The sequence below is a fragment of the Microcystis aeruginosa LEGE 91341 genome (assembly GCF_015206885.1).
Lineage (GTDB): Bacteria > Cyanobacteriota > Cyanobacteriia > Cyanobacteriales > Microcystaceae > Microcystis > Microcystis aeruginosa_H.
This window is the reverse complement of record NZ_JADEXY010000020.1, coordinates 1-19,551: the sequence shown is the minus strand read 5'-3', so window position 1 is coordinate 19,551 and position 19,551 is coordinate 1. Positions and strand designations below refer to the sequence as shown.

Below are 19,551 nucleotides of genomic sequence, written 5' to 3'. Positions count from 1 at the left end.
AGTGAGCTAAAACGCTGGTAATTAGTGTCCGCTGAAAAAGTTGTTCCTAGTAGCAGGGTGTGAGGTGTGAGGTGTGGGGTGTGGGGTGTAGGGTGTGAATTTTCCCCCCGAAAAAGTCTTAATCCAACAAGGTTTTTAGATTTATTCCGCCAACCCTATCCAGAAAACTAGAACTCAAACAAAGGTAAACTCCGATCCTTATTTTTCGGCAATTTCGCCAGTAAACCTAAATGTTCGTAGGCGGCTGCCGTCACTACGCGACCCCGGGGAGTACGATGAAGATAACCTATTTGTAATAAATAAGGCTCATACACCTCCTCAATCGTCTTGGCATCTTCTCCCGTGGCTGCCGCTACCGCTTCCAATCCCACGGGTTTACCTTGAAACTGTTCGATCATCGTCTTTAATACTAATCGATCGGTCCAATCTAAACCCATAGAATCCACATTTAACTGATTTAATCCCTCAGCGGCTAACTGGGGGGTGATAATAGTTTCTCCCTTCACCTGCACATAGTCGCGCACCCGTTTTAATAAACGATTGGCAATGCGTGGAGTTCCCCGACTGCGACGGGAAATTTCGATCGCACCCGCTTCAGTAATGGGAATATTAAAAATAGTGGCACTTCTGAGCATAATTGCTGTCAATTCCTCAACTGTATAGAAACGCAGACGTTGAATCATGCCAAAACGATCGCGCAAAGGCGCAGTTAAAGAGCCAACTTTGGTAGTAGCACCGATTAAAGTAAAGGGAGGTAAAGAAATACTGCGAATTTTCGCCGCTTGACCTTTACCAATCGTCACATCTAGCCGATAATCCTCCATCGCTGGGTATAATAACTCCTCCGTCACCCGATTCAGTCGATGGATTTCGTCGATAAAAAGAATATCCCGGGGTTGAAGATTGATCAGGATGCCGGTAATGTCCCGGGGACGCTCTAAAGCGGGGGCGGCAGTAATGCGGCAATTCACTCCCATCTCAGCCGCTAAAATTAAAGCCATGGTGGTTTTTCCTAACCCCGGCGGCCCGTAGAAGAGCAAATGATCGATCGCTTCTTGTCTAGCTTTGGCCGCGGCGATGGTGACTTTTAGATTAGCTTTTAAGTCCTGTTGACCGATATAATCCTCTAGGGATTGCGGACGAATCTGCGCTTCTGCTTTTTCCGTTTCTTCTATAGTGGGATTGGGAGTGAGCAGATTTTCCTCGGCTGCCGGGGGGGAATTGTGCGATCGTTTGATGGCCATTGTTACAATCAAGAGTCTAGGATATGTTAGCGAAGCGGATTTTGCCTTGTTTGGATGTCAATAAAGGTCGGGTAGTGAAAGGGGTTAATTTTGTCAATCTTCAGGACGCTGGCGACCCCGTGGAGTTAGCTCGCTTGTATAATCAGGCAGGGGCCGATGAGTTGGTTTTTCTTGATATTACTGCTACCCATGAAGATCGCGACACAATTATTGATGTAGTCTATCGCACGGCGGAACAGGTTTTTATTCCTCTGACCGTGGGGGGTGGCATCCAATCCTTAGAAAATATTAAAAATTTGTTAAGAGCCGGGGCCGATAAAGTCAGCATTAACTCGGCTGCCGTGCGCGATCCGGAATTGCTCGATCGAGCCAGCGATCGCTTTGGTAAACAGTGTATTGTGGTGGCGATTGATGCTAGACGACGTAAGGATGTGCATAACCCCGGTTGGGAGGTTTATGTTCGGGGTGGACGCGAAAATACGGGTATTGATGCTTTATTATGGGCCCAAGAAGTGGAAAAACGCGGGGCGGGTGAGTTGTTAGTTACCAGTATGGATGCCGACGGCACGCAAGCGGGTTACGATCTGGCCTTGACAAAAGCGATCGCAGAAAGGGTGGAGATTCCTGTGATTGCCTCTGGAGGAGCAGGTAATTGTCAGCATATTTACGAAGCATTGACGGAAGGCCGGGCAGAAGCGGCTTTATTGGCTTCTTTGCTCCATTATGGTCAATTAACCATCGCTGAGGTCAAAAATTATCTGCAAAATCACCAAGTACCCGTGCGTTAGCTGGGGAAAATGAGAGCAAGATTTGCAGAACTTAATCTAGGGATTGAGTCGCTTTTTCGGGAAAAGGATTTCTTTAGGCTGCAAACCAAGAAGAGTAAGGTTTACACCTATTACTGAAAGTCAATGGCTGACGGCTGACAACCGCGATCGAGCAACCAGCAAAAAATCCCTATTTTTAACTTCCGTCCGATTATCCCCAGGGAAAATTATGTATTAGAATAGAGGAAAGTTAACAAAATTTAAAATATGTTAGTTCCGATTCTCATCTTTGACCTCGGTCTTGTGGCTTGGTCATTGCATCTAATGCAGCAAGCGTTCGACAAGCAAGAGTTTTCCTTGATGCTGGCGGGAACCTTGGTGGCAGCAGCGGCAGGGGCTATGTTAGTAGTTTATTTCCTCATGGGTCACTGTTTAACCTATTTAACCCAAATTTCGGCTCCTGTCTAAATGGGGGCGATTGTTTTACTCTTGTGGATGAGCGATCGCCTTGAGAGTGACAAATTTTTTTATCTCCACCCCTTGACAAAATGATTCTATTTAAGCTATATTCAAAGATGGTCTTCGCGGGGTTATAGCTCAGTTGGTAGAGCACCTCAATGGCATTGAGGGGGTCAGCGGTTCGAATCCGCTTAGCTCCATACAGTTAAGATAAGAGTTTCAGGGTTACTGGCGACTCGAAAAGTGGCGAGGAGATGGTAGATTGAAAGAGGATTTTTGGTTAGAAAAGTCTCTTTTTACCTCGATACTCTCTCAGGACAAAATTAGTTATATGATGGAGCTTTTTAAGCAACTACCTCGTTGGTTGCGGCTAAGTCTAGTTTTTCCGCTCTTATTTCTCAATGGCTGGTTATTATTCCAATTATTTAGCTATCTAGAACCCTTAGTCAGTATTTTTGTCACTGCTAGTTTACTAGCTTTTGTCTTAGATGTTCCCATCAAACTGCTGCAAAGACGCGGGGTTAATCGCAGTGGTTCGATCGCTATTGTCTTTTTAATTGCCCTATTAATCTTGAGCGTTTTAGGTTTAATTTTAATTCCCCAGATTGTCGAGCAGTTAAGCAGTTTAATCAATAGTTTGCCCCAGTGGATCGAGTCGGGAACCGAACAGATACAAAATTTAGAAAAGTGGGATAAAACTCAGAAATATGCGATTTATATCGAGCAATCAATCACCCAGTTATCGGAACGACTAACCAATGTTTTACAAACTCTTAGCACTCAATTACTGAGCTTTGTGCTGGGAACTATCAACAGTATCCTAAACATTCTCTTTGTTCTGGTTCTAACTGTCTTTCTGGTTCTTTATGGCGAACAAATTTGGGAGGGAATTTTAAGTTGGATTCCGTCTCCCTGGAATTTCAAATTAAGAACGATTATTCGTCAAACTTTTGAAACCTATTTTGCCGGTCAAACCATTTTAGCGGGAATTCTCAGCCTTGCTCAAATTTTTGTTTTTGTCATTCTCAAGGTTGATTATGCCCTATTATTCGGGGTGGCGATCGGTCTAACTACATTAATTCCTTTTGCCAGTGCCTTTACCATTATTGGCATTAGTACCCTACTGATGTTTCAAGATTTTTGGTTAGGGTTAAAGGTTTTGACCCTGACTATTATTGTGGGTCAAATTAATGATAATGTCATCGCCCCTCGCTTAATGGGAGGTATGATCGGACTTAATCCCGTCTGGATTATTCTATCTCTTTTTATCGGGGGCAAAGTGGCAGGAATTCTCGGTTTATTGATAGCAGTTCCCATCGCTAGTGTGCTGAAAAGTACCATCGATATCATCCGCTCGCAGCAAGAGAATGATAAATTATGAATGATGAATTATGAATTATGAATTATGAATTGAGGAGTGGGGAGAATAAATACAAGCTGACTGATAACTCCTGACTCCTGATACTAAATCCAGTTATTAAAAACTGATTATCTATTGCCCGTTTTGCCTATTGCCTTTTGCCTATCCTGATATGTAGCTTATACTCAACGGATTTAGTATGACTCCTGACTCCTAATGACTGATAACTGATAACTGATTACTGATAACTGATAACTGATAACTGTTATGAGCGGCTAATTTCTTCGAGAATAGCCATCGCTTCCGTCACCCTATCCCTAGGGATAAATAAATGATCGTGATAATAACCAGAAATGACATTGACGCTAATTGCTGCTGCGGCCAGTTTCTTGCTAATCACCGCTAAAAATCCCACCGCCGCTAAACTAGAATGCACAGAAAGAGTAATTTGTCTATAAATATATTTGTACTGCAAGTTCGTGCGATCGGCTTGCTGACGGGGAATAATCACCGTTATGCCTTCCTCTTCCTGAAATTGGCAGATAGGGGTTAATTGTAGCTGTTCCAGTGCTGTTGCTGTGAGGGAAGAGAAAACGAATTCTTCAGTATTTAGGACTGGTTTCAGGGATTGGAGCAGAATATTGAGATTAGTTTCGCCTTCCTTCGATTTTTCTGGCGATTTTTTCGCCGCATTCATACACTGATTAGCGGCAGCGTCAGCCACACTATTTTTAGCTCGTTCAATCCAGCGCCAGCTAATGCGATCGAATTGGGTGACTAATTGACAAGCACGCTGATAAAAGGGACGTAAACTATCGCTTTTTACCTTCCAGTCTCCCTTAACTTGATTGATGACTAATTGACTGTCTCCCCGAATTTCTAGGCTTTTTAAGCCTAATTCTTGGGCTTTTTCCAATCCAATAATCAATCCCGTGTATTCAGCCTCGTTATTAGTGGCTATCTCCATATATCTAGTCGTAGTCAAGGAAGTACCCTCGGCTAAAACTATTACCGCTGCACCGGCTGCTCTCCCCGGATTGCCGCGAGAACCACCATCAAAATAGAGAACTGCTGAATTATCGGTTTTTTGAGCTTTTTTATCCATAATTTTCGTCAATAAATCTTTTTATCTCCATTTTTATCCCTTTGACAATTCTAGGCGGTAGCGATTCCAGGATCAGCAAAGCGGACAAGGCAACAATAGCAAGATTTTAGCCGATCGCCGCTACCGGGTAACTTTTTTTTCTTCAAGTTATTGATAATTATTTGCAGTTGTCGGTTATACTGAGAACATCAGCCTAGAGTTATATTGCTAATATTTCTCAATTAAAAGCCCCATGAGTATAGACAAATGGCCATCGCAAGGTGAGAAAATCTTCAATCTTAGTGCTTGGGAGCGCTGGCAAGTGTACCACCGGCTGCAGGCCTTAGACATTGAATGTCAATGCTTGCTCCATCAGCCTTTGCAGGTTCGCATCGATGCCTCCGCTCAACTTTTATAGCTGTGGATTGTCCTGCGACAGATAGAGGCTTCCCGAGGCTGTTTAATCGCTTGGCTAGAAACCAGTTGGCAAGCATAATCCTTGAGAAAAATTAGCAATTTAAGAGTAAAAAGTGAGAAAGTATGTCAAAATCTGCAACTACCATGATTCCCTTTCAAGTGGTCGGTCAATTCCTCGGTTTTGTCCTTAAGGACGGATATAAGGTAAAATACCTGAGAATCAGTGTTGATAAACGGGAATATTGGTTTAAGCCCGAAAAAACACTACGAGACCACATACCTCTCAATATTGCTCTCCACTCATGGCTAAAAGTGACGGGAGAAAGTAGTCTTTGTTCAAAAAAGGGAAAATTAAAACTGAGGGTACTGGGGATTGAGTATTTATCTGGCGAAAAAACCCCAGAAGTGGCTCCAACAAAAGCGAAAAAAGCCACCGTCTTAATCTGTCAGAAGTCCGATTGTTGGAAAAATGGCGGTGCGAGAGTCTGCCAAAGGTTAGAGAGTAGTTTAGAGGAAAAAGGACTGGGAGAAGCGGTGAATATTAAATTAACCGGCTGTTTAAAACAGTGCAAAAAAGGCCCGAATCTGGTAGTTATGCCCGATAAAAAGCATTATAATCAGGTAGCTCCCCAAGATGTCCCCTCCCTAATCGAGCGGCATTTTGCCACTTCTGAGCAAGGGAAGAGCCTATCAGTTTGACTGGAAATTTAATCGGCGATCGCTATTGACAAACGATCTTTTTTGTGTATCAAAGGGACGAAGTGCCTAAAATTGTAATAAATTAGGGATAGAAAAAGTCAATTCTTGCCGCCGATAATTTATGACTGCTGCCACTGCAACCTTGTTAATTTCTTGTCCCGACCAGATTGGTCTAGTGGCGAAAATCGCTAATTTTATCTACGCTAATGGCGGCAATATTATCCACGCTGACCAACACACGGATTTTTCGGCGGGATTGTTCCTGATGCGGATAGAATGGCAATTAGAGGGGTTTAATTTACCCCGTGGGATGATCGAACCAGCTTTCGCCGCTATTGCCAAACCTTTGCAGGCTAGTTGGTCTTTACATTTTTCCGATACTGTCCCGCGTCTAGCCATTTGGGTGACAAAACAGGATCATTGTCTCCTCGATTTATTATGGCGACAACAGGGGGGAGAAATTAGGGCAGCAATTCCTTTAATTATTAGCAATCATCGAGAATTACAATCAGTTGCCAATCAATTTGGTATTGAGTTTTATCATCTTCCCATTACCGCCGAAACCAAGATTGAACAGGAAGCCAGACAATTAGAGTTACTGCGGGAATACCAGATAGATTTAGTGATTTTAGCTAAATATATGCAGGTTCTCACCCCAAATTTTATTAACTTTTTTCCCAATGTTATTAACATTCATCATTCTTTTTTACCAGCTTTTGCGGGAGCTAATCCCTATCAACGGGCCTACGATCGAGGGGTAAAAATTATTGGAGCCACCGCCCATTATATCACTGCCGATCTCGATCAGGGGCCGATTATCGAGCAGGATGTGGTCAGAGTTAGCCATCGCGATACCGTAGCAGATTTAATTCGTCAAGGTAAGGATTTAGAAAGGGTGGTGTTAGCGCGAGCGGTACGTTTACACTTGCAAAATCGCGTTTTGGTTTACGCTAATCGCACGGTAGTATTCGCTTAAGGTTGCTAGGGTAAGCTCATCTAAAATGGTATAAGGTGTATTGGACAAAAAAGAGAGCATTGAAGGTTAAAAATTAGGAAGTACCGGCGCAATTGACTAAAATAGCAATAGACCAAATCGGAAGGAAAAAATTATCTATGGCAACCACATCCGAAGATGTATGGCGACTCTTAGCCGAATTAACTACCGCTCAAAAAGAAACTGACCGACAACTCAAGGAAACTGACAAACAACTCAAGGAAGTTAGTCAACAACAGAAGGAGACTGAACTACTATTAAAAGAAGTTAGTCAACAACAGAAGGAAAACGCCCGACAACAGAAGGAAACTGACAAACAACTCAAAGAACTGGGTAAACAAATTGGGGGACTCGGTGCCAAATTCGGCAGCTTTACCGAAGGACTTGCCCTTCCCTCAATGGAAACGATTCTCAGACAACGCTTTGGTATGGAAGTTGTTAGTCCCAGTGTCCGAGTCAGTAAAGAAGGACAACACCTAGAAATTGATGTTCTTGCCTATACTAATGGTGAGCTAAATACTGCTTATATCGTTGAGGTTAAAAGTCATGCCAGAGAGGATTATATTACACAATTAAAAAGTATTTTGCAACGGTTTCGCCGCTTTTTTCCCGAACACAAAGATAAAAAACTCTATGGCATATTAGCGGCGGTTGATTTATCCCCAGAATTACGCGAAAAAATTCTGCAAGAAGGGCTTTATGTGGCTCGGATTCATGATCAAGTATTTGAATTAGATATTCCCGATAATTTTCAACCTCAAACCTATTAAGTAGTCGTGCAAAATTAATTTCCTAAGGGAATAGAGCGAATAGAAAGCAATATTGACAGATTAGCAGAAATTAGTGAGGCAACGAATTGGCGTATTGATCGGCGATTGCACTATGTGGTTAGCTGGCTGATCAAAACGAATTAATTCAAAAAACTCTCATATTGATTGTGATCACCGATCCAAATCCAGTAATAATCATCTCCCTTTTTCAAGGCTAATGCTCGACACCCGCCACTGACACGAGCAGACCAAAGGTTCTTACCAACCTTTTTGAAATGCAATGATGGGTGAAGTGAGTTTTGCCGCCAGAGTCGATAAGCTTTCCGCGCCTGCTCTTGCATCTCAGGTGACAGTTCAGTATAAGCTTTCCAGAATTCAGACGTTGCGAAGGACTTCATCGAGATCTCTGACGTTGTTGGTTGCCATATCCTCTTCTGCCTGAGCGATGAGGCGATCTAATTTTCCCGATGCTAGGTCCGCTTCAATTTGTCTATCCCAAATCTCATCAAGATAGTCTTGAAGCCAGTTTGCCAGAGCGCGGACTTCACTCTCTGGCAGTTGCTTAATAGCCGACTCAACTTCTGAGCGATTAGTCATATAACAGGTCAAATTTGAAGATCACAGCCATTTTATCGCTAATTAGGGTTTGCTGGATAAATCTAAAAACCTTTTCTGCAAATCTTAGGACAGATGAACTTCTTTCTTGCCTTTGATGTTTGTTTTTACAGATACGATTTAGCATTTGAGATTAGTCAAAAATAGTTTGACTAGAGAAAAAAGAGGTGTGTTAGATTTCATTAACACACTCTACCAGAGCGGCGATCGCTAAATGATATATCCTCAATTATCGCTTGCCCAATCAAGGTCAAGCAGCATTCAAGACTGTGAATTTACATTATCCGAAAGACCAAAAACCAGACCAACCACACTACTAATTAAACCACCTACTGCACTACCATATTTATGGGTTGATTTAAACGAGACATTATTTTAGTTAAGTCGGATAAATCATCCCAACTTCTCATTTGTGTTTTAAATCCTTCCCACTCATCATGTACTTCCTTAAACTGCGGATTCGCATCATACAGTTTAAGAAGTTCCTCTGTTTTAGCTTGAGCTACCTGTAGAACCTCATCGGGAAATGGTAGGATTTTGATATTTCCTGAACTTTCTAACTTCCTTATATCTCCAAGCGTCCGAGCGTTTCTTCGATCATATTCGGATAATATCTTTGTGTAGGTTTCATGGCAAACAGCCTCAAATATTCTTTGATACTCTGGGGGCAAATTTTCCCAAGCATCTTTGTTGACTTGCACATCAAAAGTTGTGCTTGGTTCCCACCATCCAGGATAGTAGTAGTATTTAGCTCCTGCTTTATGCAAATTTAACTGAAAGTCATCGTGCGGTCCAATCCATTCAGCAGCTTGTATAGTGCCTTTTTCAAGCTCGGTAGATATTTCTCCTATTGAGAGTGCTTTTCCAAAAATCTTTTTATCTGTCTTGATACCGAAATAATCTGATAATACATCTGCTCCCAATCCAGGAATACGCATAGTTAACCCATTGAAGTCTGCAACTGTATTAATCTCTTTCTTAAACCAACCTCCCATCTGTCCCCCTGTCGCTCCTGCTGGAAAAGGAATTACATTCAAACCTATTTCTCTGTAAAGACTTTGTATATAAGTTAGCTGGTCGTTAGGATCTTTTTTATATGAGAGCCAAGCAGTTTGTTCTTGAGGACTCAACCCGAAAGGAACAGCACAACCAAAGTAGAGGGGTCTATATTTTTCTTGTTCATAATAAATTCCACTAAATCCGCATTGAATATCGTCTCCCGCACTTACTTTTTGTAATATTTCCTCTGTTAGTATGTTTCCAGTTGTATCAACTTCGATAATAAATTGACCGTTGGTTATTGCTTTAATACGTTCACTAATCATTAATGGAGCGTCAAAAAGAATTACTTTGTTCTTTGTGCTTTCTCCTAAAAAGCTAACCATCTTCCATCGAACAGATGGTTGATATTGACGAGCAAACCAACCAGCCGTCCCAGTCGCAATGGCTGTAACCGTTCCGATAGCTGCATACACAACAGTTCTACGGCTTACAGGTATAGGTCGTTTCGGTGGTGGAGGTTCTCCATTTTCTGTAGCAATATTGACTGCAAGTGCTTTAAATCTGCCACCAGTAGTTGCAATTGTTTGAATATCGCTATCGTCTTCAGGAGTATTATTTACAATTGCTTCTAATAGCAAGGATAGCTCTTTTTCTTTATCTTCACCTATAGCTTTACTAATGCTTTTGGGAAAATTTCTAGCATATTCCTGAAGTTCGCCCCACCTGCCATGATAGGGGTTGCCATTTCTAAGTTCCTGTTCAATACCCAGAAGGCACTCCCATACTTGGTCAAAATACTTTATAACCCGTTTTCGATCTTCATCCTCAGATTGCTTCAAGCGATCGCTGACTTCAAATAATTTGGTTACAATTTCAACTAATTCTCCTAGCATTTCTGTATCTCAATATACTTTTTGCACAATTCTGCCGACTGTATAACACTTCTGAGAGTAACGATGTGACTCAACTTTCAGCATATCACCCCATTTTAGCACCATCGCCAGAACTTTTCTGCGTATCATATAGCCAGATTAAACAAACTCTTTTAAGTAGATTCCTAACAACAAGCTGAAATAAAATAGACTTTTCGGGAATTCTAGGACTAATGGCTTCAGTCCACCCCACAATTAACTAATTTTCGGGGAAAAAGTGCCTAAAATTTCCCCTTGTTCGCTCTTATGGTCGGCACTTTTTCAGTTCAAAAAAATCTAAAAATCTTAGCCAACAATGTTTTTAGATTTATGCAACCAACCCTAGGTTAAATTTCGAGTTGATCGATTAAATCGCGCATGATTTTGGCCGAATTATGTAACTGTTGGGTTTCTCTGGGACTGAGAGCAAGATTCAGGGTTTTAATCACTCCTTTCTCATTAACCACCGAGGGAATACTTAAACACACATCTTTGAGACCGTATTGACCATCGAGGAGAGTGCTAATAGTGAGAATTCTTTCTTGGGAACGTAAAATCGCTTTAACGATATCCGTGGTAGCTAAACCGATCGCATAGCTAGTATAACCCTTGCGTTTGATAATTTCATAGGCGGCGTTTTTAACCTGAAGAAAAATTTCTGTTAAGCTTTCTTGGTCGGTTGCGCTTAAATCCTGCCAATCTCCTTCGAGTAACCTTGCTCCTCCGATATTAGCCGAACTCCAGACAGCAAGCTCACTATCCCCGTGTTCACCGATAATATAAGCGTGGACGTTACGCGCATCTACATGGAGTTGGGTGGATAAAAGAGAGCGTAAACGGGCAGAATCTAACACCGTACCCGAGCCAATCACCCTAGAAGGCGGAAAATGGGTTATTTTCAGGGTAATATAGGTCATGATATCGACGGGATTACTCACCACCAAAATTAAAGCACTGGGACAGTAAACAGCCACATCCGCAAGAATACGGCGAAAAATCGCCACATTTCGTTCAAGGAGATGTAATCGGGTTTCCCCCTCTTTTTGGGCAGCCCCAGCAGTAATAATCACCACATCGGCATTTTGTCCCACATCGGCCACGGTTCCCATTTTCAAGTCCGTGGGTTCAATAAAAGGCATTCCGTGCCTTAAATCCATCACTTCCCCTTCGACTTTATCGGTGGCGATATCCTGGAGAATTAATTCATCAAAACAGTCTTGAATTAACATCGAGTAAGCGCAGGCCATCCCCACCTGACCAACACCGATAATTACCCCCTTGCGAGGACGTAGAGGAGCGGGTTTTTCAGCGTAGGGATTGGGAGTAAATATTTTATCTAGCATAGATTTTGGCAGTTACTGGCTCGGTAAGCTCATTTTAAAGGGAAATGGTTAATATCAGGTAAAAGGAGACCAAGTAAGTGGTTCTAATTAAATAGAAGATAGATTTTGCCTTGGATCCCCCCTGCTCCCCTTGATAAGGCAAAAAAGTGCCAGAAACAAAGGTTGAGAAATCGAGTCGAGAGACTCAAAACCCTTGCACTTTCTGGAGGTGATTGCAAAGGGTTCTGCTTCCCAGTGCGCGGGATCATTCTGTTATTCTGACTTCCCCTCCTGACTCCTGACTCCTGACTCCTGACTCCTAACCCCACCAACAAACTTTTTCAGCAAACCCTAGTTTAAGAGAATTGAGGGCCGCTGACAGCTTCAGGCTATATCCTAAAATTAGGAATAAAGTGACAGTAGGAGGCGAAGCGATGATCTATCACATCACCACGGAAAGAGGTTGGCGAATAGCTCGTGAAATGGGGGAATATCGGGCGCATTCCCTAAAAAATGAGGGATTTATCCATTGCTCTACCTTAGAACAAATTCCGAAAGTTGTGGCCGCTTTTTATCAAAATCAGCCAGATTTGCTGGTTTTAGCCATTTCTCTCGAACAATTGCAGTCCCCGGTCAAATGGGAGCAGCCCCAACATCCTAACCCAGAAAATGCCACTCTAGAGCTAGAAAGAGAGACCTTTCCCCATATTTACGGTGCTATCAACCTAGAATCGGTAGTTTTTGTTAAACCCCTAGAGGAGTTGCTCGATTCCTAGAACTAAATCATCTAACTCTTGGTAATCGGGGAGAGTCGTATCGATGCTCAACCCGCGCCGAATCACGAGGCGATCCCACTGTGGTCGCGATAATAGCTCGCTAAAGTAGCGAGCCTTGAAAATTAACAAATTTGCCTCTAGACCCGTCTTAATGCGCCCTAAATGGGGCAATCCGAGCAGATTTGCTGGGGTGAGGGTGACACTATTTACCCAGTCAGCGTAGGGTGTATCGAGGTGAGCAATCCGCACCGCTTGGGTAAAGACTTCTAAACCATCGTGATCCCCAAAACCATAAAAGGGATCGCGACAGTTATCGCTGGCAAAAGCAACCGGAATTCCCGCTTTTTTCATCTCTTTTATCTTAGTTGTCCCGCGCCAAAAAGGGGTTTTTTCCTCTTGACGATCCTGTAGGTAGAGATTGCACATCGGCAAGCTAACGATAGCAATGCCCGCATTTTTGACTAAATTTAGGGTTTCTTGGATTATTTCAGGGGATTGTACCGCTAAACTGCAACAGTGACCACAGATAATTTGTCCAGAAAATTGCTGTTTGATAGCAGTACGCGCGATCGCTGCTAAACAGGTAGAATCGGGATCGCCGTTTTCATCTAGATGAAAATCGAGATTTAAGCCCCTTTCTTGGGCTAATTTGAAGGTAATATCAATTTGTGCCTGTAAATCGGGATTTGTGTAGGCTACTCCCCCTAATATGCCCCCAAATTCGGCGATTTTATCTGCTAAGGCCGCTCCTTCGGAGGTTTGATAGTAGTCAAGGGAAACTAGAGAAACCGCTTGCAGGGTGATTTTACCGGCCCATTGTCGTTGCAATTCTGCCAAAGCAGTTAAGCTAATCTGTGCCTGTTGACCAAAAGAGTCGATATGAGTGCGAATAGCTGCGGTTCCGTGAGCATAACTGCATTTAACACCGAATTCCATGCGACGATACACATCCTCTAAGCGCCACTCCCGTCGGGAATCCTCTAGGACCATTTTTAAGGCACTGTCAAAAGTGCCATCATGGTTAGGACAACGGTGCCAACTATGACCTTTATCGAGATGGGTGTGCATATCGACAAAGCAAGGAAAAATAATCTTTTTTTTGAGGTCGATAACGGGAATATTATCTTCGGGGGGGATGGTTGAGGTGATGCGATTAATGTTACCTTCATTAATTTCCAGATTAACTAAAGTTAATCCCTCGGAGGTTTGGGGAGAAAACCTCTCATTTTCTAGGAGGGAAACGGGAATATGGGCATTTTTGAGCCAGTAGCGCTCGCTTGAGGGAATCATAAGACCTCTGGTAAAAATCAAAAATTGTTGTTAGGGTTAGGAGTCGGTCGTCGGTCGTCAGGAGAATTAAGAATGAATAAGTAGCTGGTTATAATTAAATTAAAAATGGATTTTAGGTTCGATCCCCCCTGCCCCCCTTGATAAGGGGGGTGCCGATAGGTGGGGGGATCCCCCCTTAATCCCCCCTTAATAAGGGGGGCATCTGAAAGTTTTTAATACCTACCTACTTAATAATCAATTATGCGGTATTAAGTAAGGCGTGTTAAATGGCATTAACAGTGCTATCTTTTACCTGATTAATGTTTACTGATAAACCGGCAGACGTGGCTTTAATTCCCAGCCATAAATTGCTAAAAATTCCTTTAATTTATCGGGGTGTAAATGGAGGTAATCGGGATTAACTTCATCGATAATGCCAATACCGCCTAAATCCCGCGCTCCTGCCGCTAAACAATCCAAGATAAAAAGAGGATCGGGTACTAGATTCGGGGGAATTTGAATGACAATATCTGGGGGCAAAATTTCCCTAGCTTGTCTAACTAGAGCGGGTAATTTTTGCAGATCAAAAGGATTATTTTGCCACTGTTCTCTTTTACCCGGATTGTAGGGTTGTAGGATTACTTCTTGAATATGTCCCCAACGTTGATGAATAGTGGCAATAGTTTCTAAGGTCACTAAGCGATCGCATTCACTTTCACCAATTCCTAATAATAAACCCGTGGTAAAAGGAATTGCTAATTCTCCCGCCCATTGTAACTGTTCTAAGCGCAAGGACGGCACTTTACTGGGAGCCTGACGATGGACAGTATTTAATAAAGTCACCGTCATTTGTTCTAACATTATGCCCATAGATAGATTGACATTTTTCAGTTTTTCCATCTCAGCAAAAGTTAAAATCCCCGCATTGGTATGGGGATAAAAACCCATATTTAAAGCCAATTCTCCCAAATTATAAATATGCCGAAACCATAACTCTCGATTGGCTGCTAAAGGATGAACTTCGCCGCTAAGAATTAAAATTTCCGTAATTTCCGAACCCTGCAAAGCAGTTAAAATCTCTTTGGCTTTTTCCAAACTTAACCAGCCATCAGTGCCTAAATCCCTGCGAAAATTACAATAACTGCAACGATTGAAACACTCGTAGGTAGGTACAAGGGTATGAGAGGGACTATAGGTGACAATTCTTGACATTTTTTTCGGGATTGCAGTTCATTACGAGCATTCAGGGGCGAGAAAATTTGCTATCGTGGGGAGAATTGCTGTTTTATTCACCTAAAAACGCTCTCCCTTTTCGTTTCCTCCTATGATTTTCGATCCTGCCAGTCTTCCCTCCCATCGTCAAACGATTCGTCCGATTAGCGCCACGGCCCTGCACGGAATTGTATTTCAAGATGACAAATTAATCGCTATCGACGCAAAAAACGGCTATTTATACCAAATTGTCCTCGATAATGGTCATACAAGTGTACTTAATTCCCATCGCTGGCAAGAATTCGTCGGGACGACGGGATTGGCAATCGATGATCAAAATAACCTCTGGTTTACCACTCGCGAAAATCTCTACTGCTGCACTCTCGAAGATTTTACCCCGAAATTTTTCACCCGTCTTCCCTACACCGCTAACGGAGTCGCCGTAACCGGTAACACAATTTATGTCACTTGTCAACGTTCTGGACAAATTTTTATATTCGATCGCCAATCGGGACAGGAAATTACTCGTTTATACGCGCCGGGTATCGGCATCGAAAATATCACCATTCGCGAGGAAGAACTTTGGTTAACGGATACCCTAGAACAAACAGTTTACTGTCTTGATCGCGCCACGGGAGAACAGCTTTTTAGCATGATAACTCCTTTTGAATCGCCGACGGGATTAGCATTTTATCGCGATGCTAACAGTGGCAAGGATATCCTATATGTAGCCTATGCTTTCCAAGAACCCTGTATCCGCGATAATCCCAATTCCGAACAAGTTCACGAACTTAGTTATCGTCCGCGTACTTTTGTCCATCCTCTATATTTTCACTACGATCCCGCTAAAAAATACGCCCTTTCTAACGGTTATCTGATTGAATTATCCTACGTCGAGGAATTGGAACCCCTCTATAATATCGAACTAAAAGATGTGGAATGGCGCATCGCTTTACCCTTAGAAACACCACGGCAAAAAATTCGCAGTGTCGAAGCAGTGGGATTGCCTTTTATTGAAGAAATTCAGGACGGGCAGCGGGTGGCAGTATTTAAGTTCGAGCAAATAACCGGCAAACAACGTCATATTTTTGGGTGGAAAGTAGTATTAGAAGTGTGGGGTATTAAATACCAAATTACTCCCCAAGATTGCGAAGATTTACCCGCCTTACCCGCCGATTTTCCCGATCGCTATTTGATTGATAATGATGATCTGGCCATGAATACAGAAATTATCCTCAATGCTGCCGAAGAAGCGACCGGTCGGGAAACCAATCTCCTCCGAAAAGTTTATAGTATTCGTAATTACGTCTATGATCAGCTTTCCTACGGTATCAAACCCAACATCGACACCCCTGATATTGCCCTGCGGCGCGGAGTCGGTTCCTGTGGGGAATATGTGGGTTTATTATTGGCTTTGTGTCGTCTCAATGGTATTGCCTGTCGCACGGTAGGACGCTATAAATGCCCACCCCATCCCCTCGAACGTAATTTACCCCTCGAACCGGATTACAATCACGTCTGGATGGAATTTTATCTGCCCTCTATCGGTTGGGTTCCCATGGAATCGAATCCCGATGATATTTTTGAAGGCGGTCCCTATCCCAATCGTTTCTTTATGGGTTTAGCTTGGTATCACACGGAAATTGCCAAAGATATCCCCTTTGAACGAATGCTCAGTCAAGGACAACCGGTGTTAAAAACCCAAGTTCCCATCGGCGATTTAGCGATTAATCACGTTCAATTTATCATTCTTGAGGAATTAGCCCCAAAAGACTAGAATTCTGAGCCATCATCTAGGATGCCCATTTCTCTGTCTCTTTCTTCTTTGAGTTCTTTGACCATCTGTAAACCCGCACCCACACAGAAGCCCAGGGCTGCCCCGGCACCGGTCAAATAACGTCCATAGATGATTTGATAGTTATAGGGGTTTTTATAGTTGACTTGGCTGGGATTGCGTTCAATGCGACTAATGCCATAACCGATACCAGCACCAACTAAAGCCGTTACTAGGCCTGAAAATAGAACTAGACGAAAGTTCATGATCTTATCTCCCGATGGACTCTGACTTTAGATTATCGCTGAAAATTAGTTAATGGCAAGCTATCGCAATAATTTGTTATCAAGTGAACCAAATCGCCCACAAAGCTAGAACTGTGAATAGGAAACCATAGGATTTATCGAATCGTCAAAAAACCAATCTTTCCCTATAGGTAGTTATTGGTAAAAGTTAAGGTGATTTATCTATTACCAGACTTTTTTTACTCCTGTAGGTAAACCAACTCGCATAAAAAATCTAGCGAAAGCTTGAGATAAATGTTCACGATAGGGAGGACGTAAACGAAGTCTAGGTTGCTGTTTATTTTGCAAGAAGGATTCCAAAAAAGTCCTCGGTAAAGTGTACACATCATGAAAATCAACTATCCGATGAGTTAATTTTAGGTCGCCGATTTCCCCTTCATTGAGCATAGAAAGATTCCATATATAACCATTTTTAATATCATCACAATATCTCCCCCACGCCTTGGCCGTAGGATTTTGTTTCATATTGTTCATCGTCTGTTCCCAATATTCTTGATATTGACTGAGAGCAAGGTGAGGGCAAAGGATGACATTATTGACTTTCTTGTTTTCTAAGTCGCAGCCTTGGGTGATAACAACCAGATCAATCTCAGCTACTTCCACTAAGGATCGAAGTGTTTCAATTTCTGTTTGATTGCTTACCTCAACAGATTTAGAAGCCCAACGAACCACAGGACAATTAAGAATAATATCCCCTTGGGTTAACTCAACATTTGCATCTACCACCTCATACCAAAGGTCATTAGTTATCATCTTCGAGTCGATAATTATCAATTACAACACAAGGTTTCCAAGTGGATTTTTCCTGAGATTTAATGTTTACTTCTTCGGAAAATAAAATTTTCGGTTGATGGGAAACTACAAAAACTCCCCGACAATCCAGTTCATCATCATCATCTTCTGCTGCGTCTATCCGGCAAGATTCTGATGATAAAACTGTAGGTAATTTTACCACTTCTATTAGGGGTGGTTGTTCGTAGGAGGGTAATTTTTTACTGTCTGTTTCCACTTTCACGTTAACTGCCTCGTTGACTAAGTTGGGCGATTAATTAGGTTATACCTCAATATCTAGACTAACTCAAGGCGGCGGGCTGATTTGCTCACACTTTACATCCCGTAAAATGGTAGCACTTGGGGCTAGTGGGGAGGTTTTTCCGCTTACCAGCTAAATTGAGAATATCAGGGGCATTGATGCCTAAAGGGAGACAAAATGTATTAGGCTAAAAACTAAACTATTTTGGCAAGATTTCTTTGAAGACCTCCTCAGCCTACTTATTGGTTTTCCACGGTAGTCGCGATCCGCGTCCAGCCTTGGCGGTGACGCAATTAGCAGCCTTAGTTCAGGAAAAAATCAGTCAACCCGCCGAAAGATTAGGGAGTAAATCAGAGTTTAGCCCATCTCTAGCGGTTCTAGAAGCAGATAATCGGGTATTAGTAGGGACTGCCGCCCTAGAATTAGCGATAACACCACTCCATCAACAAATAGAAGCTTTTGCCCAACAAGCACAAGGCCAAGGATGTAACCAGTTGCAGATTATCCCCCTGTTTCTCCTGTCGGGGGTTCACGTTAAAGAAGATATTCCCGCGGCCCTGGCCAAAGTGCGATCGCCAATTAAGCTAGAGTTAAAGCCCCATTTAGGCAGTTATCAGGGCATAAAATCGCTGTTATCCCGACAATTTGCCGATTTAAGCCCCAAAAACCGCATTTTACTGTCCCACGGTAGTCGTCGCCCCGGGGGTAATCGAGAAGTGGAGAATCTAGCGGCGTTTTTTGGAGCAATTACAGCCTATTGGTCGATAGAACCGAGTTTATCCCAACAAATCGAGAGTTTAATCGCTCAAGGTAGCCAAACAATCGCTATACTGCCCTATTTCCTCTTTGCTGGTGGAATTACGGATGCGATCGAAGCCCAAGTTTTTGAACTAGCACAAAAGCATCCAAATGTCAATATATTTTTAGGTAAATCTTTGGGAGCGACGGGGGAATTAGCCGAAATTATTGTTGAGGAAGGGTGTGGATGAAGCGGGCAGCGATCGCTCTGGGCAGTAATTTAGGAGATTCAGCGACAATTTTAGGGCAAGCTTTAGGGGAATTAGAGCGAGTCAAAGGAATTAAACTAGAAGCTCATTCCCAATGGTATCAAACCGCGGCCGTCGGGCCGCCTCAGCCCGATTATCTCAACGGTTGCGCCATTGTGCAAGTGGATTTATCGCCCCTAGATTTACTGCATAAATTATTAGAAATCGAGCAGTTATTCGGGAGAGTCCGACGGGAAAGATGGGGAGCGCGTACCCTCGATTTAGACTTAATATTTTATGAAGACCTGATCTTAGAAACGCCCGAATTACAGATACCCCATCCCCGCTGCCGAGAACGGGCCTTTGTGCTGCTTCCCCTGGCAGAAATTGCCCCCGATTGGCGAGATCCCGTAACCGGAAAAACTATCCTTCAGCTATTGGGCCAATTGGGATTGGCGGAGTAGGATGTTAGGTGTTAGGGTTTTAGGGTTTTAGGGTTTTAGTTGAAATTCCCCCATCTCTCCTACTCCCCACGTCCCCACGTCCCCACGT

Annotated in this window: 21 protein-coding genes and 1 tRNA gene; 12 read left to right on the top strand and 10 right to left on the bottom strand. The window is 42.8% G+C overall.

Going from position 1 to position 19,551, the window contains the following annotated elements:
* Positions 1-167 precede the first annotated feature (167 nt).
* Positions 168-1,244 carry a Holliday junction branch migration DNA helicase RuvB gene (ruvB, locus tag IQ234_RS05175; RefSeq protein ID WP_193956291.1) on the bottom strand — a complete coding sequence of 359 codons (1,077 nt, stop codon included), beginning with the start codon at positions 1,242-1,244 and terminating at the stop codon, positions 168-170.
* 23 nt (positions 1,245-1,267) lie between these two features.
* Here ruvB and hisF point away from each other — a divergent pair, with 23 nt between their 5' ends.
* The 4 genes from hisF to IQ234_RS05155 all read left to right on the top strand — a co-directional run bounded on the left by hisF (position 1,268) and on the right by IQ234_RS05155 (position 3,851).
* Entirely contained in the window at positions 1,268-2,032 is a 765-nt protein-coding gene (gene hisF / locus IQ234_RS05170; RefSeq protein ID WP_193956290.1) for an imidazole glycerol phosphate synthase subunit HisF, read from the top strand.
* Positions 2,033-2,278: 246 nt separating this feature from the next.
* Positions 2,279-2,479: a hypothetical protein gene (locus tag IQ234_RS05165; RefSeq protein ID WP_185240401.1), complete on the top strand. Its 201-nt coding sequence runs from the start codon at positions 2,279-2,281 to the stop codon at positions 2,477-2,479.
* A 118-nt stretch (positions 2,480-2,597) separates the two neighbouring features.
* Positions 2,598-2,670 (top strand) — tRNA-Ala (locus IQ234_RS05160).
* A 131-nt stretch (positions 2,671-2,801) separates the two neighbouring features.
* Complete coding sequence (locus IQ234_RS05155; protein WP_193956305.1) at positions 2,802-3,851, top strand: AI-2E family transporter; 1,050 nt, start codon at positions 2,802-2,804, stop codon at positions 3,849-3,851.
* A 244-nt stretch (positions 3,852-4,095) separates the two neighbouring features.
* Here IQ234_RS05155 and IQ234_RS05150 read toward each other — a convergent pair whose 3' ends face one another.
* Positions 4,096-4,935, bottom strand: coding sequence for an ACT domain-containing protein (locus tag IQ234_RS05150; protein ID WP_193956289.1), 840 nt, complete (start codon positions 4,933-4,935; stop codon positions 4,096-4,098).
* Between the two features lie 232 nt (positions 4,936-5,167).
* Here IQ234_RS05150 and IQ234_RS05145 point away from each other — a divergent pair, with 232 nt between their 5' ends.
* From IQ234_RS05145 to IQ234_RS05130, 4 genes are all read left to right on the top strand, one after another.
* The gene (locus IQ234_RS05145) at positions 5,168-5,332 is read left to right on the top strand and encodes an Asr1405/Asl0597 family protein (RefSeq protein ID WP_193956288.1); all 165 of its coding nucleotides are present in this window, start codon (positions 5,168-5,170) and stop codon (positions 5,330-5,332) included.
* 122 nt (positions 5,333-5,454) lie between these two features.
* Positions 5,455-6,030: a (2Fe-2S) ferredoxin domain-containing protein gene (locus IQ234_RS05140; RefSeq protein WP_193956287.1), complete on the top strand. Its 576-nt coding sequence runs from the start codon at positions 5,455-5,457 to the stop codon at positions 6,028-6,030.
* Between the two features lie 121 nt (positions 6,031-6,151).
* Positions 6,152-7,006, top strand: a complete 855-nt coding sequence (gene purU / locus IQ234_RS05135) for a formyltetrahydrofolate deformylase (protein WP_193956286.1) — start codon at positions 6,152-6,154, stop codon at positions 7,004-7,006.
* Positions 7,007-7,143: 137 nt separating this feature from the next.
* Positions 7,144-7,794 carry a DUF3782 domain-containing protein gene (locus IQ234_RS05130; RefSeq protein WP_193956285.1) on the top strand — a complete coding sequence of 217 codons (651 nt, stop codon included), beginning with the start codon at positions 7,144-7,146 and terminating at the stop codon, positions 7,792-7,794.
* Between the two features lie 375 nt (positions 7,795-8,169).
* On the opposite strand, the gene IQ234_RS05125 is transcribed toward IQ234_RS05130, so the two are convergent.
* The 3 genes from IQ234_RS05125 to IQ234_RS05115 form a co-directional block, all read right to left on the bottom strand.
* Complete coding sequence (locus tag IQ234_RS05125) at positions 8,170-8,391, bottom strand: hypothetical protein (protein ID WP_193956284.1); 222 nt, start codon at positions 8,389-8,391, stop codon at positions 8,170-8,172.
* A gap of 347 nt (positions 8,392-8,738) precedes the next feature.
* Entirely contained in the window at positions 8,739-10,304 is a 1,566-nt protein-coding gene (locus IQ234_RS05120) for a TRAP transporter substrate-binding protein (protein ID WP_193956283.1), read from the bottom strand.
* 365 nt (positions 10,305-10,669) lie between these two features.
* On the bottom strand, positions 10,670-11,665 hold the full coding sequence (locus tag IQ234_RS05115) for an L-lactate dehydrogenase (RefSeq protein ID WP_002788122.1): 996 nt from the start codon (positions 11,663-11,665) through the stop codon (positions 10,670-10,672).
* 413 nt (positions 11,666-12,078) lie between these two features.
* Here IQ234_RS05115 and IQ234_RS05110 point away from each other — a divergent pair, with 413 nt between their 5' ends.
* Positions 12,079-12,420 carry a DUF952 domain-containing protein gene (locus tag IQ234_RS05110; protein ID WP_193956282.1) on the top strand — a complete coding sequence of 114 codons (342 nt, stop codon included), beginning with the start codon at positions 12,079-12,081 and terminating at the stop codon, positions 12,418-12,420.
* Here the strand turns inward: IQ234_RS05110 and IQ234_RS05105 are convergent.
* Entirely contained in the window at positions 12,397-13,710 is a 1,314-nt protein-coding gene (locus IQ234_RS05105; RefSeq protein ID WP_193956281.1) for a cytosine deaminase, read from the bottom strand. The two genes, IQ234_RS05110 and IQ234_RS05105, sit on opposite strands and share 24 nt — an antisense overlap.
* Positions 13,711-14,013: 303 nt before the next feature.
* Positions 14,014-14,901: a 7,8-didemethyl-8-hydroxy-5-deazariboflavin synthase subunit CofG gene (gene cofG / locus IQ234_RS05100; protein ID WP_193956280.1), complete on the bottom strand. Its 888-nt coding sequence runs from the start codon at positions 14,899-14,901 to the stop codon at positions 14,014-14,016.
* A gap of 112 nt (positions 14,902-15,013) precedes the next feature.
* Between cofG and IQ234_RS05095 the strand changes: the two genes are divergently transcribed.
* Positions 15,014-16,678 (top strand): transglutaminase domain-containing protein, encoded by a 1,665-nt coding sequence (locus IQ234_RS05095; protein WP_193956279.1) that lies wholly within the window; start codon positions 15,014-15,016, stop codon positions 16,676-16,678.
* On the opposite strand, the gene IQ234_RS05090 is transcribed toward IQ234_RS05095, so the two are convergent.
* The 3 genes from IQ234_RS05090 to IQ234_RS05080 all read right to left on the bottom strand — a co-directional run bounded on the left by IQ234_RS05090 (position 16,675) and on the right by IQ234_RS05080 (position 17,995).
* Positions 16,675-16,941, bottom strand: coding sequence for a hypothetical protein (locus IQ234_RS05090; RefSeq protein ID WP_193956278.1), 267 nt, complete (start codon positions 16,939-16,941; stop codon positions 16,675-16,677). The genes IQ234_RS05095 and IQ234_RS05090 overlap by 4 nt on opposite strands.
* A 204-nt stretch (positions 16,942-17,145) precedes the next feature.
* A complete protein-coding gene (locus IQ234_RS05085; protein ID WP_193956277.1) occupies positions 17,146-17,733 on the bottom strand; it encodes a hypothetical protein in 588 nt (195 codons plus the stop codon).
* Complete coding sequence (locus IQ234_RS05080; RefSeq protein WP_193956276.1) at positions 17,723-17,995, bottom strand: hypothetical protein; 273 nt, start codon at positions 17,993-17,995, stop codon at positions 17,723-17,725. Before IQ234_RS05080 ends, IQ234_RS05085 begins: the two co-directional genes overlap by 11 nt.
* A gap of 236 nt (positions 17,996-18,231) precedes the next feature.
* Here IQ234_RS05080 and IQ234_RS05075 point away from each other — a divergent pair, with 236 nt between their 5' ends.
* Both IQ234_RS05075 and folK read left to right on the top strand, forming a co-directional pair.
* Positions 18,232-19,002, top strand: coding sequence for a sirohydrochlorin chelatase (locus IQ234_RS05075; protein WP_193956275.1), 771 nt, complete (start codon positions 18,232-18,234; stop codon positions 19,000-19,002).
* A complete protein-coding gene (gene folK / locus IQ234_RS05070; RefSeq protein ID WP_193956274.1) occupies positions 18,999-19,463 on the top strand; it encodes a 2-amino-4-hydroxy-6-hydroxymethyldihydropteridine diphosphokinase in 465 nt (154 codons plus the stop codon). Before IQ234_RS05075 ends, folK begins: the two co-directional genes overlap by 4 nt.
* The last annotated feature ends 88 nt before the right edge of the window (positions 19,464-19,551 follow it).

Excerpts from the sequence above, each read along its gene's own strand:
- ruvB (WP_193956291.1), bottom strand. The coding sequence starts at position 1,244 with ATGGCCATCAAACGATCGCACAATTCCCCCCCGGCAGCCGAGGAAAAT.
- hisF (WP_193956290.1), top strand. The coding sequence starts at position 1,268 with ATGTTAGCGAAGCGGATTTTGCCTTGTTTGGATGTCAATAAAGGTCGG.
- IQ234_RS05165 (WP_185240401.1), top strand. The coding sequence starts at position 2,279 with ATGTTAGTTCCGATTCTCATCTTTGACCTCGGTCTTGTGGCTTGGTCA.
- IQ234_RS05155 (WP_193956305.1), top strand. The coding sequence starts at position 2,802 with ATGATGGAGCTTTTTAAGCAACTACCTCGTTGGTTGCGGCTAAGTCTA.
- IQ234_RS05150 (WP_193956289.1), bottom strand. The coding sequence starts at position 4,935 with ATGGATAAAAAAGCTCAAAAAACCGATAATTCAGCAGTTCTCTATTTT.
- IQ234_RS05145 (WP_193956288.1), top strand. The coding sequence starts at position 5,168 with ATGAGTATAGACAAATGGCCATCGCAAGGTGAGAAAATCTTCAATCTT.
- IQ234_RS05140 (WP_193956287.1), top strand. The coding sequence starts at position 5,455 with ATGTCAAAATCTGCAACTACCATGATTCCCTTTCAAGTGGTCGGTCAA.
- purU (WP_193956286.1), top strand. The coding sequence starts at position 6,152 with ATGACTGCTGCCACTGCAACCTTGTTAATTTCTTGTCCCGACCAGATT.
- IQ234_RS05130 (WP_193956285.1), top strand. The coding sequence starts at position 7,144 with ATGGCAACCACATCCGAAGATGTATGGCGACTCTTAGCCGAATTAACT.
- IQ234_RS05125 (WP_193956284.1), bottom strand. The coding sequence starts at position 8,391 with ATGACTAATCGCTCAGAAGTTGAGTCGGCTATTAAGCAACTGCCAGAG.
- IQ234_RS05120 (WP_193956283.1), bottom strand. The coding sequence starts at position 10,304 with ATGCTAGGAGAATTAGTTGAAATTGTAACCAAATTATTTGAAGTCAGC.
- IQ234_RS05115 (WP_002788122.1), bottom strand. The coding sequence starts at position 11,665 with ATGCTAGATAAAATATTTACTCCCAATCCCTACGCTGAAAAACCCGCT.
- IQ234_RS05110 (WP_193956282.1), top strand. The coding sequence starts at position 12,079 with ATGATCTATCACATCACCACGGAAAGAGGTTGGCGAATAGCTCGTGAA.
- IQ234_RS05105 (WP_193956281.1), bottom strand. The coding sequence starts at position 13,710 with ATGATTCCCTCAAGCGAGCGCTACTGGCTCAAAAATGCCCATATTCCC.
- cofG (WP_193956280.1), bottom strand. The coding sequence starts at position 14,901 with ATGTCAAGAATTGTCACCTATAGTCCCTCTCATACCCTTGTACCTACC.
- IQ234_RS05095 (WP_193956279.1), top strand. The coding sequence starts at position 15,014 with ATGATTTTCGATCCTGCCAGTCTTCCCTCCCATCGTCAAACGATTCGT.
- IQ234_RS05090 (WP_193956278.1), bottom strand. The coding sequence starts at position 16,941 with ATGAACTTTCGTCTAGTTCTATTTTCAGGCCTAGTAACGGCTTTAGTT.
- IQ234_RS05085 (WP_193956277.1), bottom strand. The coding sequence starts at position 17,733 with ATGATAACTAATGACCTTTGGTATGAGGTGGTAGATGCAAATGTTGAG.
- folK (WP_193956274.1), top strand. The coding sequence starts at position 18,999 with ATGAAGCGGGCAGCGATCGCTCTGGGCAGTAATTTAGGAGATTCAGCG.